This window comes from Nostoc sp. NOS(2021) (assembly GCF_017115025.1).
Taxonomy (GTDB): domain Bacteria; phylum Cyanobacteriota; class Cyanobacteriia; order Cyanobacteriales; family Nostocaceae; genus Nostoc.
Map to the genome: position 1 here is coordinate 1 of NZ_JABXKM010000318.1, position 15,356 is coordinate 15,356.

Annotated in this window: 14 protein-coding genes and 1 pseudogene; 7 read left to right on the forward strand and 8 right to left on the reverse strand. The window is 43.2% G+C overall.

What is annotated here, in order from left to right; genetic code table 11:
• Positions 1 to 588 precede the first annotated feature (588 nt).
• On the forward strand, positions 589 to 2,775 hold the full coding sequence (locus tag HWQ41_RS30945; RefSeq protein ID WP_292771565.1) for an FAD/NAD(P)-binding protein: 2,187 nt from the start codon (positions 589 to 591) through the stop codon (positions 2,773 to 2,775).
• 30 nt (positions 2,776 to 2,805) lie between these two features.
• Positions 2,806 to 2,952, forward strand: a complete 147-nt coding sequence (locus HWQ41_RS30950; RefSeq protein WP_292771567.1) for a hypothetical protein — start codon at positions 2,806 to 2,808, stop codon at positions 2,950 to 2,952.
• A gap of 191 nt (positions 2,953 to 3,143) precedes the next feature.
• On the opposite strand, the gene HWQ41_RS30955 is transcribed toward HWQ41_RS30950, so the two are convergent.
• Together HWQ41_RS30955 and modA are read right to left on the reverse strand one after the other, a co-directional pair.
• Positions 3,144 to 3,476 (reverse strand): PEP-CTERM sorting domain-containing protein, encoded by a 333-nt coding sequence (locus HWQ41_RS30955; RefSeq protein ID WP_292771591.1) that lies wholly within the window; start codon positions 3,474 to 3,476, stop codon positions 3,144 to 3,146.
• A 162-nt stretch (positions 3,477 to 3,638) separates the two neighbouring features.
• The gene (gene modA / locus HWQ41_RS30960) at positions 3,639 to 4,061 is read right to left on the reverse strand and encodes a molybdate ABC transporter substrate-binding protein (RefSeq protein ID WP_292771569.1); all 423 of its coding nucleotides are present in this window, start codon (positions 4,059 to 4,061) and stop codon (positions 3,639 to 3,641) included.
• Between the two features lie 185 nt (positions 4,062 to 4,246).
• Here modA and HWQ41_RS30965 point away from each other — a divergent pair, with 185 nt between their 5' ends.
• Complete coding sequence (locus tag HWQ41_RS30965; RefSeq protein WP_292771571.1) at positions 4,247 to 4,648, forward strand: fasciclin domain-containing protein; 402 nt, start codon at positions 4,247 to 4,249, stop codon at positions 4,646 to 4,648.
• 192 nt (positions 4,649 to 4,840) lie between these two features.
• Here HWQ41_RS30965 and sfsA read toward each other — a convergent pair whose 3' ends face one another.
• A complete protein-coding gene (gene sfsA, locus HWQ41_RS30970) occupies positions 4,841 to 5,566 on the reverse strand; it encodes a DNA/RNA nuclease SfsA (protein ID WP_292771572.1) in 726 nt (241 codons plus the stop codon).
• 262 nt (positions 5,567 to 5,828) lie between these two features.
• Here sfsA and HWQ41_RS30975 point away from each other — a divergent pair, with 262 nt between their 5' ends.
• Entirely contained in the window at positions 5,829 to 6,497 is a 669-nt protein-coding gene (locus HWQ41_RS30975) for a 2OG-Fe dioxygenase family protein (RefSeq protein WP_292771574.1), read from the forward strand.
• 2 nt (positions 6,498 to 6,499) lie between these two features.
• Here the strand turns inward: HWQ41_RS30975 and HWQ41_RS34420 are convergent, their stop codons facing one another.
• The gene (locus tag HWQ41_RS34420; RefSeq protein ID WP_366931729.1) at positions 6,500 to 6,691 is read right to left on the reverse strand and encodes a DUF711 family protein; all 192 of its coding nucleotides are present in this window, start codon (positions 6,689 to 6,691) and stop codon (positions 6,500 to 6,502) included.
• Positions 6,615 to 6,878 (reverse strand): DUF711 family protein, encoded by a 264-nt coding sequence (locus HWQ41_RS30980; RefSeq protein WP_366931730.1) that lies wholly within the window; start codon positions 6,876 to 6,878, stop codon positions 6,615 to 6,617. Before HWQ41_RS30980 ends, HWQ41_RS34420 begins: the two co-directional genes overlap by 77 nt.
• Positions 6,879 to 7,324: 446 nt before the next feature.
• On the opposite strand from HWQ41_RS30980, the gene HWQ41_RS30985 reads away from it, so the two are divergent.
• The gene (locus HWQ41_RS30985; RefSeq protein WP_292771577.1) at positions 7,325 to 8,593 is read left to right on the forward strand and encodes a tetratricopeptide repeat protein; all 1,269 of its coding nucleotides are present in this window, start codon (positions 7,325 to 7,327) and stop codon (positions 8,591 to 8,593) included.
• Between the two features lie 17 nt (positions 8,594 to 8,610).
• Here HWQ41_RS30985 and HWQ41_RS30990 read toward each other — a convergent pair whose 3' ends face one another.
• On the reverse strand, positions 8,611 to 9,318 hold the full coding sequence (locus HWQ41_RS30990) for a Uma2 family endonuclease (RefSeq protein WP_292771579.1): 708 nt from the start codon (positions 9,316 to 9,318) through the stop codon (positions 8,611 to 8,613).
• A 290-nt stretch (positions 9,319 to 9,608) separates the two neighbouring features.
• Positions 9,609 to 11,207 carry a B12-binding domain-containing radical SAM protein gene (locus HWQ41_RS30995; protein ID WP_292771582.1) on the reverse strand — a complete coding sequence of 533 codons (1,599 nt, stop codon included), beginning with the start codon at positions 11,205 to 11,207 and terminating at the stop codon, positions 9,609 to 9,611.
• Between the two features lie 765 nt (positions 11,208 to 11,972).
• Between HWQ41_RS30995 and HWQ41_RS31000 the strand changes: the two genes are divergently transcribed.
• Together HWQ41_RS31000 and HWQ41_RS31005 are read left to right on the forward strand one after the other, a co-directional pair.
• A complete protein-coding gene (locus HWQ41_RS31000) occupies positions 11,973 to 13,664 on the forward strand; it encodes a heme peroxidase family protein (protein WP_292771584.1) in 1,692 nt (563 codons plus the stop codon).
• Positions 13,665 to 14,121: 457 nt separating this feature from the next.
• A pseudogene (locus tag HWQ41_RS31005) lies at positions 14,122 to 14,229 on the forward strand (hypothetical protein); the annotation flags it as partial.
• On the opposite strand, the gene HWQ41_RS31010 reads toward HWQ41_RS31005, so the two are convergent.
• A complete protein-coding gene (locus HWQ41_RS31010; protein WP_292771587.1) occupies positions 14,203 to 15,153 on the reverse strand; it encodes an NAD(P)-dependent oxidoreductase in 951 nt (316 codons plus the stop codon). The pseudogene HWQ41_RS31005 and the gene HWQ41_RS31010 overlap by 27 nt on opposite strands.
• Positions 15,154 to 15,356 lie beyond the last annotated feature (203 nt).

The following is a 15,356-nucleotide window of genomic DNA, read 5'->3' on the forward strand; positions in this document are numbered from 1 at the left end:
CTCTGGCTGGAAATGCTCTTCAATTGCGGCTCTGCCGCAAGTCTTGAGGCGGAGCCTCTCGGAATGCATTCCCAGTCGGAGACTGGGAACGAGACAATCTCTAAATGCTGCTTCTAGACTAACTTTCACCTGAAGTTGACACCAATGGCTTTTCGTCCCACCCCACAAGAAATAGTTGAGTATTTTTTTATTTGTCAGTCCCTAAGCCAAACATTATCTGAAAGTTAAATGTTAGTAGTGTCAGAAAATATTGACAATTGTAGAGGTAAATTCTTCGTTTTTGAAGGGGTGTTTTTCAAATTAACTAAAAACCACGGTATTTGCATCGGATTTGGATGCAATAGACACATAAATTTTAGATAAATAGTTCCAAAACCTTGTATCGTCTAGATTTTAGTTTGTGTAATCTGACGATCCCCACTCTCTGGATTGGGGGAATTGAACACTCAAGTGCAATTCCCACTTATTCATGTGCGTATGTGGTTTTTTGAGCTAATTTATCCGCTAACAACTTCCAATAAGCAGAAATTTCAGTTTGTGGGCTGTAAATTGATCAGTAGAAAGCAGCAAGTGCAACTCACACGTCCTATGAACAACAGCATTTTTAACCTAACCGTCTCTCCAGTTGCGATCGCCATTATTGGTGGTGGCTTTAGCGGTTCTCTGGTTGCAGCCAATCTTTTACGCAATGCAACCATGCCATTGTCTATCAAGTTGATTGAACGTAATTCGGAAGTGGGTAGAGGAGTTGCTTATGGGACACCAGTGGACTCTCACTTGCTGAATGTACCAGCAGGTAAGATGAGCGCTTATGATGATCAACCAAATCACTTCCTGAACTGGCTGCACAAAAATGGGCATGAACAGGTAACTCCATCTACCTTCGTTCCGCGTCGGGTTTATGGGGACTATGTGCAGGCGACTTTAAAAGCAGCACAGGCAAATGCACCGGCTAATGTGCAGCTAGAGAAGATTGTGGATGAAGCGATCGCCATCGAAATTAAACCTCACAATACAATAGTGTACCTGAGCAGTGGTCAATGTTTGCATGTGCAAAAGGCAGTGTTAGCGTTGGGCAATTTCCCGGCAATTCTGCCTGCACCACTCGCCGTTTTAGACAACCGCTATGTCAAAGATGCTTGGTCTGCGGATGCGATCGCTGACCTAAGTCCAGAGGATGCTATTCTGCTGGTGGGTACTGGGTTAACAATGGTAGATGCGGTTGTTGCCTTACATCAGCAAGGGTTCCAGGGACAAATTCATACCGTCTCGCGGCACGGATTGATGCCCTGTAGCCACAAATCAACAGCTACTTATCCAGCATTTATTGATGTAGAAACTGCGCCAAAAACGGCGCGAGGACTGCTGCATCTGGTACGTCAAGAACTGCGCGAGGCTCTTACTCAAGGACACGCCAGTTCCTACAACTGGGGGAACCCCGGCAACGGACTGGCTCAAGATTGGCGGGCAATAATCGATGCCATCCGCCCAATTATTCCAGAACTTTGGCAAGCACTGCCATTGCCGGAACAGAAGCGATTTCTCCGCCATGTCAAAGCTTACTGGGAAGTTCACCGTCATCGGATTGCTGAAGAAATTGCCGAAGTACTGGATGCTGCAATCGAGTCTGGTCAACTGCTCCATTACGCAGGTCGGATTCAAAGTTGTCAGGAGTTTGATAATGGAGTGAATGTGAGCATCTGCGAACGGGGAACGCACAAAGATATCGTTTTGCAAGTCAAGCGGATTATCAACTGCACTGGCGCAAATTGTGATTATCGCAGATTGCAGCATCCATTGGTAGCTAGCCTCCAAGAACAACGGCTGATCCGTCCCAACACCTTATCAATGGGAATCGACACAGCCCCAAATGGTGCGCTGATTGATGCAGATGGAAATACATCTCAAATCCTGTACACCTTGGGGACACCGCGCAAGGGCAATCTTTGGGAAACCACTGCTGTTCCCGAAATTCGGGTTCAGGCAGCAAGTTTGGCACAGGAGTTACTGAAATCTCTCAATCCAAAACCCGATGCTACTACTTTCGTGTTGAAGAAACCTGCTATGTTATTTCGTCAACTATTTGATAAAGAATCTAGTACTTATACTTACCTAATTGCCGACCCAGAGACCAAAACAGCTATTCTAGTTGATCCTGTATTGGAGCAGGTCGAACGTGATCTTCAGATATTGCAACAATTGGGATTGACCCTAAGCTACTGTCTGGAAACCCATATCCATGCTGACCACATTACTGGCACAGACAGACTGAGGTCACTTACGGGTTGTTTGGGGATTTTGCCTGAGAATGCCGCCGCTACCTGTGCAGACCACTACATTGCCGATGGAAATATGTTGGAATTAGGGAACGTGCAGATTCGGGCGATCGCTACCCCTGGTCACACTGACAGCCACATGGCATACTTAGTCAACGACACTCACTTATTAACTGGAGATGCCCTGTTCATTCGGGGTTGCGGTCGTACCGACTTCCAAAGCGGCGACGCGGGATCACTCTATGATGCCGTTACTCAGAAGCTATTCACATTACCAGATGACACCTTGGTATATCCTGGTCACGACTACCAAGGACAGACAGTATCCACCATTGGCGAAGAAAAGGGCTGGAATCCTCGTTTTGCCGGCCGCAGCCGCAACCAGTTCATCGAACTAATGAAGAACCTTAACTTACCCCAACCGAAAAAGATGCTGGAAGCTGTACCTGCAAATCAGCATTGTGGCAGAGTTTTAGTTACATTAGATTATCAAATTTGAACTTTATTTAGCTATGGAAAGGGTAAGGCGATGTCTACGACGGGCTACGCCTTGGCATCTTTTACATTGACAGGACTTACGCAAAATATCTCTCAAACTCTGATTTCTCCGTGTCGCGCCAGTTGCTACAACGGGGAGGCAGCGCGGTCTTCTCCCATCGCCCTTGGCGTCTCGTAGAGAAGGGGAGACGCCAAAGGCGATGGGGGTTTCCCCCATGAGTGACTGCCGTGGGAACCCCCGCAACACACTGGCTTCTCTGCGCCTCTGCGGTAGCCAGCGGCAAGCCGCTTTGCGTCTACGCTATTCCGTAACTCGTGCGTAAGTCCTAATTGAGATTGTATAGCGATGTCTCTGTTTTTTCCGAGCTTCTAACTAATTACCTTCTTTTTCTTCACCCATATTCCCAACAACCCAGCAGTAACTGCTACTCCTCCAATAGTTGATGGCTCAGGCACAGGTTTTACACTTACATTATCCAAGTATAAGAATGCATGTCTATCCACAGACCCAAACTTTAACTCTGTGGATGATGCCTCTGCCGTGAAATTGAACTTATATGGCGTGTATGCTTGAAAAGAAATATTTTTTTGATCAAAAAGATTTTTTACACCTACAAAAGTCTGAAATTGATTATCAAGGTCAGGTGGTTCGTCTGTAGATAGGGATAGTCTGTGATATGTAGCTAATGCCTGAAAATGCACCAAGCGATAAACCTTGATTCCCAGTTTTAGGAAAGTTGCTAATTGTAATACCTGATATATCTATCGAATCACCAGATTTAATCCATCCTGTAACATGAGAATTTGTAATGTTGGGATCATTAGGATTTACGAGAGGGTCGCTTTCAAATCCCCCGTTGATAATCAACTCTTGTCCTTACTAACAGCAGGTGTCGTCGGAACAATCAAAACTAGACTATTTTTGACAACGTTTTTACGGCTACCTGCAACCAATTTACTTGGGGTTGCGTTTTGCAAAACATCTATTTGGTCGGTGGCAGCAGAAATGAAAATATCTGCTGAAGCTCCTGCTTGTATTTGGCTCAGTAAGGTACCAGAAGCACCAAACGTATAAACAACGTTGACACCTGGGTTAGCATTTTGGTACTGAGTCTTAATGCTATTCAGCGCGTTTGTTAAGCTGACAGCCGCATATACGTTAAGTGTGGTTACGGAGCTTGCTGGCGAGAAATTGGTAAAAAATGCTGTGTTGATACTAGTGAATAGGCGATCGCCGCTACCATTGTGTACAAAAAGGAGCGATGCCTGCGGCGGTAAACTACGCATCTATAGAGTGCTTGTAACTCATCCGCCCAGACAATGCACAGATTATTATTTATTTGTATAAAAATATATATAAACTTTTATGTTATCAATAAAAAAATTGATTTAACATACGCCTAACGATAGATAGATATTATCGAATAAATAGTTTAAATTTGTAACAGGTTACACAGAACTAGGTAAAACACATGGCCAACATAATTGATACTGCCACTAATAATGGTTCTTTCACGACACTAGTTGCAGCAATCAAAGCAGCTGGTCTGGTAGATACACTCAAAGGGCCTGGGCCATTCACCGTCTTCGCACCCACTGACGAAGCGTTTAAGAAGCTTCCAGCAGGTACAGTAGACGCATTACTGAAAGATCCTGAAAAGCTCAAGAAAATCTTGACCTATCATGTTGTTTCAGGCAAGGTACTGGCTGCTGATGTAGCTAAACTGAAGACAGCTAAAACAGTTGAAGGTTCAGATGTGAAAATTGACGCTTCTAATGGTGTCAAGATAAATGATGCAAAAGTTGCAACAGCAGATGTTGCTGCTGATAACGGTGTCATCCACGTGATTGATACAGTTTTGATTCCTGCATAAGCAAACCTCAGAATAGCGAATGCTATTTGTGGGGCGGCGACTACCTATAGTCGTTTCTCGATTACAGCCTGGTTGAATGTTTTTTAGTAAACACCAACTACCAATAAATCCATCTAGCTACTGTCTAGATGGATTTATTGTTTTATACGTTTAGAGACGTTGCAATTGCTAGTCTCTGTTAATTAGATGTAATCAAATTTTTAGTTTTGCCAAACCCAAATAACGGATACCTTCGGGGGAAATATCAAAACGGCAAGGTAAGACTTCTAAACCAAGAGCGATCGCATCCCGTAATAATTTACCATATACAGGATCTGTGCGATCGCCAGGAGAGAACTCAGTACAATCATTGCGATTGATAAAGTAAAGCATCACCGCACGAGTTAGAGGTAGTAGCGCCATTAGTTCTCGCAAGTGCTTTTGTCCTCTTGTAGTCTCCGTGTCAGGAAATAAGGCTAATCTCCCCTCAGATAAAGTTGTATTTTTCACTTCTAAATAAATCGGGCGTTCCTCATCACTCCCCGTCAAGAAAAAATCCACTCGACTTTTTTTATCTAGCCCATAAACCACCTCGCCCTTGATTTGGCTATAGTCGCCCAATTCAGGGAAAAGGTGTTTCGCCAAAGCTAGCTTTACCACCCGATTGGGCAAAAAAGTATTTATGCCTACCCAAGTCGGCTCGTTGTCATCTACCTGAATTAGTTCTAGAGTGTAAGCCAATTTGCGGTTAAGATTATCGCTTTTGGAAAGCTGTACCGCACTTTGGGGAGTCGATACTCCAGTCATTGGGCCTGTATTGGGACAGTGTGCTGTCACTATTTCGCCAGAAGTAAGTTGAACGTCAGCAAAAAACCGCTTGTAGCGTTTTAGCAGAATACCTGGATATAAAGGCGGGTACCGGTAAAGCCAATCAATCATTATGGAACCTTGTTGCTGCTAGTAAATATACGTCGATTTCTTCCCCACCGAACCTCCATCAGCAAATCTTTTCAGCAGCTACTCATATACCTATAAGCATTACTCCGCCCTGTGATCGAATTTAAGTAACTTTACATATCATAAAGTGTCAAATTTTGTAGTTTAGTTGACAACATATTAATAAAAAGTAGCATAGACTAAGTGTTATAAGCCTCCCATAAAAAAATCTGGGAGAATTTCAACGTGCAAGGAGGTAAATCCTATGCAAAAAGTGTGGACAGCAACGGAATTAGAATATGCTTTTCTGTTTACTCTAAGAAAGGTAAATTCGATCAATCCAGAAGGTTTTAAGCCATTTTTTAGTAATATGCCTATTGACCCTTATATCAAAGGCAATTATCGTTCAAGAAGATTATCTCGGTTCACAGTGTCTGGAAATCAGTTAATCAAATTAACTCATGGCTACCTCTTTCAAAGTAAAGAGTATAATCCATTAGTGGGTGACATAAAAAGAGAGTTTGCAGAATTAGATGATGCACTCATAGAACTTGATATTTTTAGAAATCTTGTCTTAGCATTTAGTGATTCTTGTAAACTTCATCCTGAAGCGGAAATCGGAGTTCATCAAATTAGAACTATTTGTTCGTCAGATAATTTGGGTAATCCAGCGCCTGAAGGTATCCATCAAGATGGTACTGATTTTATTGCTATATTCTCAGTAGATAGAGATAATATTCAAGGTGGAGAAACGCATTTGTATACTGCCAAAAAAGAAAAGCCTGTGTTTAGCAAAGTTCTAAATCCGGGAGAACTCTTATTGGTTAATGACCATGATTTTTTCCACTTCACCACTCCCATCAAACCACAGATTGACGCTCAAGGAAGTAGGGATGTTTTTGTATTGACTTCTCCTAGCTTGCTTTCAGAATAATTCTAGTTAACTGTAAATATTTTACAATCTACGAGATATGGGGAATTGAATGTAGTCATTTCCCCAGCTTTTTTATTTGGAATCGGAAATAATCGGGCTGATAGTGGTTTATCTAGCTTAATGGCTAAAGTTGCCATAGCCATTTTGACTTTCTTGAGAAATACGTTTAATAGCTTTGGCAGATTCCTTGGCATTCTCAAAGTTTATGCCAGTTTCCCTGTCGCCAATTTTGCTTGAGCAATAAATAATCGATGTATTTTTGTTGATATCTGGAATTATATCTATGGTTTCGGCTTTGCTAGCATAACCAATATTGAAAAAGCTGATATTCAGACTTTGGCAAACTTCTTCTAGAGTTTGAATATAATTGATAATTTCGATTTTCTATTGTTCCCTCGTTCCCATGCTCTGCGTGGGAATGGCTGATTAGGGGCTGCTGCCTCTAGTTAAATATTGAGTCAGAGACTCAATGAATGCATTCCCATACGGAGTATGGGAACGAGGAAAACCTCATCAAGCTAGATTTTTAGGACTTGTGTGTACACCGTAGCTTAAAAAGGGGGGAACCGGAATCAAAGTCCCCCAATTTATCGGGGTATTTAGGAGAATATAGAACGTTTTGATACCTACAATAGGACTTTTAAAATATCCTCTTAGGTAAATTCCATTTGTAACAACTTAGGATGATGTGTTTGTTTTAATTCACTGAAAATAGGAAATGAAGCAAAGCCACGCTGAATACTTAGAATATTAAGGGTGAGTGGATAGGTTAGGCTACGAAGCAAGACTGCTGGAATTCAACTAACTGAATCAACCAAATAAATGCCATGAATGACGAATTCTACAATAGAGGATTGGAAAAGGCTAGGTTAAAAGACTACGCTGGAGCAATTGAGGAATTTAACCATGCTTTAGAACTGACACCTTACTTTCCTGAAGCTTACTTGCAACGGGGTTTGGCATATTATGACTCAGGTGCAATCCTGAAGGCTGTTTCAGATTATACCGAAGCCTTGAAGCTTAATCCTGAGAGTGTAGAGGGATATTATTGTCGTGGATTAGCAAGGGTGGCGCTGAAAAATCTGCCGGGGGCGCTGGAGGATGTTGAACGCGCTATTCGTCTCAATCTGAATTATGCTGCTGCTTATAATCTGCGGGGGATGGTGCGGCGCAAACAGGGTTCTATTCAAGATGCGATCGCTAATTTTAAAAAGGCTGCACAATTATATCTAGAGCAACAGGATAAAGAGAATTGTCGCCTTTGTCTGGAACTAATTAAACAGCTACAATCCCCAAAAAAACCTGTTGTACAGCAATCACATTCTACCAATGCGCCAATTTTATCCACAAATGAATATTTCACGCAATTATTAGAAAAGGCTGAAAAGGGAGATACGCAAGAGGCACTCGCTGATTTAAACTGGGTATTGAAAGCCGATCCGCAAGATGCCCAAGCTTACTGCTGTCGTGGGGTTGTGCGTTGTAAAATGGGGAATTATCGAGAAGCGATCGCAGATTTTAATCAAGCATTGCGATTAAATTTTCAAGATGCGATTGTCTATCGCAACCGAGGCAAAGCCCGTTCTGTATTGGGAGATCATCAAGGTGCGATCGCGGATCTTAACCAAGCACTTCAGATGCAACCCGAAGATGCCTTAGTCTATATTGCCAGAGGTAATGCCTATCGGACAACTGGCAATTATCTCGGTGCAATTCAAGATTACACCCAAGCGCTGCAAATCAATCCCGATGATCCTCAAGCTTACTACAATCGCGGCATTGCCTATACTTGTTTAGAAGAAATGCAAAACGCTGTGGAAGATTATCAACGGGCGGCGAGTATTTTTTGTGAACAAGAAGACTGGGGAAATTATCAACAAGTCTTAAGTAGCCTAGAAAAAATCCAGAAATTTAGTCCAGAGTCAAAAAAGCAAAAATATAACCTGCTACGTCAGCGGCTTTTGCGAATGGTTGGGGGATACTGGGAAATTGCCGAGCGATTAATTCAGCAGAAGCAGAATTACTATCCTGGGATGGCAGACGAGTGGTATTTGCAAAAAGTTATTGATGATTTAGAACGCGATCGCGGTAGATAGAATATAAATGCCCATTTTTAAATATCCTCTGGGTTAATTCCCAAATCCCGTAACCTTTGCGCTAGTCGTTGGGCACGTTGTTGTTCCTGTTGAGCGCGTTGTCGTTCCTGTTGTACTAATTCTTCTGGTGTAGGTAATTTCCGCCCTTGTTGATCATACCAGTACAACCATTCTCGCGTCCGCCCAAGGTAAGTACCGCGTTCTCGCCCAATTGCTAAACCAATCTCTGGTATCCATACCTGCGAGTTTGGTTGCAAAATATAGTCTCCCTCAACCAAACGATAAACTTCTAGGGGATCTCGCTTGCGCCGATACCTACGACTGGGTACATAAATTGCATAATATAAAATTCCCAATTGGGCATAGTCGATTTTTTTGCGTTCGTATTCACCACCGTAGGTTTTAGAAACAACTTCTAGGGCGAAAATAGGAACAGTACCATCTTCTTCCCATAAGACATAGCTTAAACGTCCCTCTTCACCAATAAAGCGTTCTACGCCTAAGCTGAGAAATCCATCTGGTACTAACGGTGGTTTACTAGGAGCGTAATAAATGCCCATATCCACACCAAAAAACCAATCAGTGCGATCGCTCCATGCTAAAGCTAAAATTGCTTCTAACAAATTGGGAATGAGATTTTGCAGTTCGTTATCCACTGGGGTATCGTCAGAATCTGGAAGTTCTGCCGAGGATGGCAGACAATCTAGGGGGTTGTACTTTAGCATGAGAGTCCTCGTTTGGACTTGATGAATATATTTTAAAAAAGTTAGGGGTACTAAGCTGTTCCACGTTTAACTTGCATATCTTCGGCGGGCGAGACGCCCACCCCACAAGAAATGTACAATTTCAGATTATGCGAACTAGATGTGGTTTAGCTTATGAGTACCCCTAATTTTGTAGCACTACTGCTTCCGTAACTCTCAAATCATGGGTCGCAATTATACCAATTCTTCAAAAAAGAGTTACAGAAGAGAGAAAATTGAGTCTTCCTATTACCTATTATCCTTTACCACCCTTAACTGACTACCGCTTCAGCTTTTTCTTCTACTTTTTTCTTCACTAGCACATATGGCTTTTCTGCACCTTGTGCTAGATATTCAGCTAGCTGACTTTCAATTTGATCGCGCACAATTTGGCGATACTCTAGAAAATGCTCGTTGTGGGCGCAAGCGGCGAGGTAATGCTCAACAACTCCAGGGTTACGCTTGATAATGCTGAACAAATGATGCCAGAATTTCCAACGGGTTTCCCGTTTGATGCCTTGTCGCCAAATTACAGTTAGCAGCGCTTTCACAACTACCCACTCTGGCATTTTTGCTGGCGCTTTCCAACTCGGCAAACCCATCATTAAGAAGCAGCGGTAGGTACGATCCAAATATTGCACTGGGTCGTATAAAGTACAAAATGCTTCAATATATTCTCTGGCAAGTTCTTCCAGGGGACGGGTGGGGAGGAAATTCATCAATGTTGTCTGGTTGATGTTGCCATCTTGATTTTCCCGTAGTCGTCCTTCTTTTTTCAGGCGATGCCAAAGCGCGGTATTTGGTAACGCTTGTAACATGGCAAAGGTTGTAGAGGGAATTGCTGCTTGTTCTGCAAAGCGGACAATGCGATCGCCTGCGCCTGCTTTTTCGCCATCAAAGCCGATAATAAACCCAGCCATTGGGCGTAATCCCGCTTTGGTGATGGTTTGCACTGACTCAGTTAGGGAACTGCGAGTATTTTGAAACTTTTTGGTCATTTGCAAACTATCCTCATCCGGCGTTTCGATTCCCAAAAACACCGCCGCGAAACCACACTCAACCATCAACTCCAACATTTCTGAGTCTTCTGCTAAGTCAATTGAAGCTTCAGTGTCAAACCGGAAGGGATACTTGTGTTCTGCCATCCAGACTTTTAACTCTTTCAGCAACAATTTCACATTTCGCTTGTTGCCAATAAAGTTGTCATCCACCATGAACACACCCCGCCGCCAACCCAATTCATAGAGGTAATCTAACTCTGCTAACAGTTGTGCTGGGGCTTTGGTGCGCGGTTTGCGCCCGTAGAGAACAATAATGTCGCAAAATTCGCACTGGAAGGGACACCCGCGCGAAAACTGTACCGACATCATATCATAGGCATTCAATTCTAATAAATCAAAGCGGGGTATTGGTGTGCTTGTGACATCAGGTTTTTCTGTGGCGCGGAAAGTGCCAGATGTGTCTCCCCTTTTGATTGCCTCAATAAACATGGGCAGCGTGATTTCCCCTTCATCCAGAATCAGAAAATCTGCGCCAACATTTTCAACTTCGTGAGGTACAGAGGTGGGGTAAGGGCCGCCAACTGCAACTAGCTTGCCACGTTTTTTTGCTTCCTGGATTTGGTCAAGTAAATCTTGTTTCTGGACAATCATCGCGGAGAGGATTACTACATCTGCCCATGCCCATTCTGCTTCTGTTGCTGGGCGGATGTTGCGATCTACTAGCTTGAATTCCCATTCTTGGGGCAGAATTGCGGCTACTGTTACTAAACCTAGAGGTGGTAATAAAACTTTGCGATCGACTAACTCCAAGATTTTTTCATATGACCAAAAGGTTTTGGGAAATATCGGATACACTAACAAGATTCGCATGTAGTATCAATCCTCACACTTTGATTGTTATCCTACTCTAACGAAAATTAAGAGTTATTGACTTTTTATTAAATTTGCTTTATTTTAACATTGATATTTTTACCTCAAGTGACAACTCTCACTGCTAACTGCAAGCAGTGTAGCGGGAGCATCTCAAACTTACGAATGAGACTTGCTGCTTCACTGGCGACTATTGCCTAAGCCTCCACAGCCATAAATCGGTAGTCCAACCGACCCACGCTTTAAAAGATTCAACAATAATTACTAATTCATAATTTGTAAAATTCTCAAGCCGCTTTTGGGTAAGAATTTCTAAATCTTTTTTCAAGTCTCTAATTACTTAAACCCACACTCAAGGGTAAGAACTTTTTAAATCCTCGTGGGGCAAACACGGGGATTTTTAATTATGGTAAGGGGTGAATTTAAACCCTTCCCCTTTAACCTTTAACCGAGAAGTATTGAATAAAGGGCTTGGAGAGATTTCAGCACCCACTGAACAGTTACCTGTAAAAAATATTTTTGAAATTTGCATAAGTTCCTGTTCAAACTCAGATATGTATTCACAGCATAAGCTTCAACAAACTAAACATGTGTTGGGCGCGACATCTCTTCTTTAATACATTGTAGTAGTGTAACGAGAAAGTTGAACCTAATTTTTCCACTTGCAGAGGCAATTTTAGTCTGTATATCTGCGCTTTGGCATCTTAGTTTTCCCAAAACCACTCAATATCATCACGAAAACTATCTTGTAGGAGAAATAATGTTATGAGTAACGAGAAAAAAGTCACGTATAACATCCCCACAAGCGGGGGAAAACCTGGGTATCGCCCTCATGGCACTGGGGTACGAGGTGGGGAATTTCCACCCCAATCTTCCCTGTTTGAGGGACGCTTTGGACGGATCTTTCGCACACTTCCTGCTGCTAATTTTTCTGTACAAGCACTCCATGCTCTTGCTCAAAAAATTACTGCGCCCCATGAAGATCAGCAAACCCCAGAAGACCAGCAGGATGATGAGGAGAACGTCGGAACTGCTGATCGCCCCGGTATTCCTGCTGGATATACCTACCTTGGTCAATTTATCGACCACGATCTAACTTTTGATCCGGCAAGTAGCCTCCAGGTAAAAAATGATCCACAGGCTTTGATTGATTTTCGGACACCGCGCTTCGACCTCGATAGCGTCTATGGACGTGGCCCAGATGATCAACCCTATTTATACGCGGATGATGGTCTGCACCTGCTTTTAGGGAAAAAACTTTCTGGGAGCGATTTTGATCCAAACACTAGAGATTTACCACGCAATACCCCCAACTCCGGCGAACCTGCCCGTGCTTTGATTGGCGACCCTCGGAATGACGAAAACACTATTGTTTCACAGCTCCATTCCACCGTACTACGCTTTCATAACCGAATCGTCGATTTCCTGACTCAGCGCGATGGTCATCCACCCTCTTTTGAGACCGCTCAACAGGAGGTGCGCTGGCATTATCAGTGGGTGATTCTGCACGATTTCCTCCCCAGAATTATCGGTTGGGACATCCTGTTTGAGATCCTGCCTCAGCTAAAGCAAGAGAAGGAAAATAAGGAATTCACTGAGTTTCAGCCAAACCTTAAGGTTTTTAAGTGGAAGAAAGAGCCTTTCATTCCTGTCGAGTTTTCGGCAGCAGCCTATCGCTTTGGACACTCGATTATTCGTCCGATTTATCGATTGAATACCAACGACCCAGGCACTAAGGAAAACTCAGGACGACGGATCATCTTCCCTAGTCCTGATGGTGACGTGAGCGAAACACTTACTGGTTTTCGCACCGTTGAGGAGGGCAGGGCAGTAGACTGGACGCTATTTTTCGATATTGCCCTAGATCAAAAAGAAAAACCACCTAAAAATCGCGTTCAGCCTAGTTACAAACTCGATACTTCACTGGTGAATCCCCTTGGTACACTTCCAGATAGTGTTGCGACAGTTGAGCATTCGCTGGCAGCACGCAACTTGCTACGCGGGCTACGTTTGGGTCTGCCCTCTGGACAGGCTGTGGCAAAACATTTGGGTCTGCCTGTTATCCCCGATGACCAACTACGGGTCGGTAAGGCGACGGCTGCGGATGCTGCCAATAATCCTCTACTCACCAGCATCTCTCCAGAGTTTCGCAACCAAGCGCCGCTCTGGTACTACATTTTGGCAGAGGCACAGCTAGAGATACAGAAGGCAGCGCAGCAGGGCGGACTGAGTGAGAAGGAAATCAACGACATTCCCACCCGACTCGGCCCAGTAGGGGCGCGTATCGTCGGTGAGGTATTCGTGGGGCTACTTTTCGGAGACAGTCACTCTTATCTGCGTCAGTACCCAGGTTGGAAACCAATCCCTGAATTTCGCCGCACTAAGGACGGTACTTTTAACCCCGATGGTGATTTTGGCGTGCCAGAATTGATCTTGCAAGCAAAGGAATCTGTCTGAAGATGTTATATCATGTCCGGGTAATTAGTTGTGATTCCCATAGTCATTGCACCCCACCCCCAGCCCCTCCCCGCCGGCGGGGAGGGGAGATAAAGCGTAGCTTTGGCGGGGTGGGGTTCTTGGGGTTTAGTAAGTAATCAAGCGGACATGATATTAGGGGTTGTTTGAAAAGTATTATTGCTAACATCTAAGCCTCAGAAACCTAACCTCCCTAGCCCCCTTCCCTACAAGGGAATGGGGGTTTCAAAGCCTCTTGACCTTTCGGGGAGAGGAATGGAAGCGGGGTTTTTAGTATACTTTGCGACTTTTCAAGCAATCTCTTACGGGGTCTGCCCCCTGACTGTTTTATTGTTATATTGTTTATTCCAAAGAAGCTGTTCTTATATTAGGTTTTTTAGCATTAGTTTGTTACATTCTTACCTTGCTTCCGACAATTCTCTGAGGATACAGCAAACCAGTTTGGTCTGTTGCGTATAGCCCCGATGGACAAACTTTAGCTAGTGGTAGTGGCGACCAAACTATCAAAATCCCTTACTGGCTAATGTTCAACGCCACTAATTTTTAAAACATCACTCATGGTTGCACAATAATTTGGTAAGCCGAAACTATCGGGATTGATGAAATTCTCATAGGTGAAATGCCGATAGTTCATGCAAAACCGATCCCAAGCAGCCATCTGAATGCGGAACAGAACAATAATCAAATTAGCCAATGCTAAAGATATGGGAATGCGAAAGTAAATCTTTTTGCCCAGATAAGCACAAACTTCTTCCACTGCTTGATTAGCTGTTAACTCCGCCTGACCTAAAACAAACCGACGTGGTTGATCATTTTTGGGAGGATGATCAATTAAATATCGCACGACAGTGGCAATGTCTCGTCCGTGGATAAAGTGAAAACTGCCATCTGCTTCCAAAAAGCGAATCAAATTAATATATTTCGTAACTTCTGGAATCCCAGATGTGAGATGAGAATAGGGTTTATTGGCATCACCGCCCACTACTAAAGTCGGAAATAGTGTGGTAATTTTGGGTGCGATCGCTAATTTTTCTTTTTTCTGTAAGCACTCATATTTAGAACGGATGTAATCTGTCCCAATTTCTCCGGCTTCTTTTAATGGTTGATTGTAGCGATCCAAAACGCTAGCTGTCGAAAAATAAATCACCTGCTGGCAACGTTCTGGATCTAGCAGTTCCAGCAACTCTATAGTTTTTACGACATTAATATCAAATGTCTCATCACCACCCCAAGCTGTGGCTGTGAGTACCGCCGTATCAATTGTGGATAGCAAATCGGCAAATTGGCGAATATTTTGCATATCACCTTGTAAAACGTTGATGCCTGAACGCGCCTTGGTATCAACTTGCAGTTTACTTGGGTTCCGAACTAGCAGATAAAGTTCGTGATCTGTTTCTTTAATTAAGGCTTCTGTTAAATAATGACCTATACAACCACTTGCACCAGTCACTAAAATCCGTTTCTGGCTCATACTAAGATTTTAATAAGTTAGGAGTTAGGAGTTAGGAGTTAAGAATTAAGTTAAAAGTTCCCAATCAGGAGTTATTAATAAAGTTAGGAGTTAGAAGTGAGGAGTTAAGAATAAAAGATAACTTTGCACCTCGCAACTGATCACTTTATATTTTATATAGCGGTTCTCGGTTGAGTCAGGTACAAGAACCCCACCCCCAACCC

What these genes read in the sequence shown, in the direction of transcription:
- HWQ41_RS30950 (WP_292771567.1), top strand. Translation starts at nt 2,806, where the DNA reads ATGTCTACGACGGGCTACGCCTTGGCATCTTTTACATTGACAGGACTT.
- sfsA (WP_292771572.1), bottom strand. Translation starts at nt 5,566, where the DNA reads ATGATTGATTGGCTTTACCGGTACCCGCCTTTATATCCAGGTATTCTG.
- HWQ41_RS31010 (WP_292771587.1), bottom strand. Translation starts at nt 15,153, where the DNA reads ATGAGCCAGAAACGGATTTTAGTGACTGGTGCAAGTGGTTGTATAGGT.
- HWQ41_RS30975 (WP_292771574.1), top strand. Translation starts at nt 5,829, where the DNA reads ATGCAAAAAGTGTGGACAGCAACGGAATTAGAATATGCTTTTCTGTTT.
- HWQ41_RS30985 (WP_292771577.1), top strand. Translation starts at nt 7,325, where the DNA reads ATGAATGACGAATTCTACAATAGAGGATTGGAAAAGGCTAGGTTAAAA.
- HWQ41_RS30965 (WP_292771571.1), top strand. Translation starts at nt 4,247, where the DNA reads ATGGCCAACATAATTGATACTGCCACTAATAATGGTTCTTTCACGACA.
- HWQ41_RS30945 (WP_292771565.1), top strand. Translation starts at nt 589, where the DNA reads ATGAACAACAGCATTTTTAACCTAACCGTCTCTCCAGTTGCGATCGCC.
- modA (WP_292771569.1), bottom strand. Translation starts at nt 4,061, where the DNA reads ATGCGTAGTTTACCGCCGCAGGCATCGCTCCTTTTTGTACACAATGGT.
- HWQ41_RS30990 (WP_292771579.1), bottom strand. Translation starts at nt 9,318, where the DNA reads ATGCTAAAGTACAACCCCCTAGATTGTCTGCCATCCTCGGCAGAACTT.
- HWQ41_RS30995 (WP_292771582.1), bottom strand. Translation starts at nt 11,207, where the DNA reads ATGCGAATCTTGTTAGTGTATCCGATATTTCCCAAAACCTTTTGGTCA.
- HWQ41_RS34420 (WP_366931729.1), bottom strand. Translation starts at nt 6,691, where the DNA reads ATGCCAAGGAATCTGCCAAAGCTATTAAACGTATTTCTCAAGAAAGTC.
- HWQ41_RS31000 (WP_292771584.1), top strand. Translation starts at nt 11,973, where the DNA reads ATGAGTAACGAGAAAAAAGTCACGTATAACATCCCCACAAGCGGGGGA.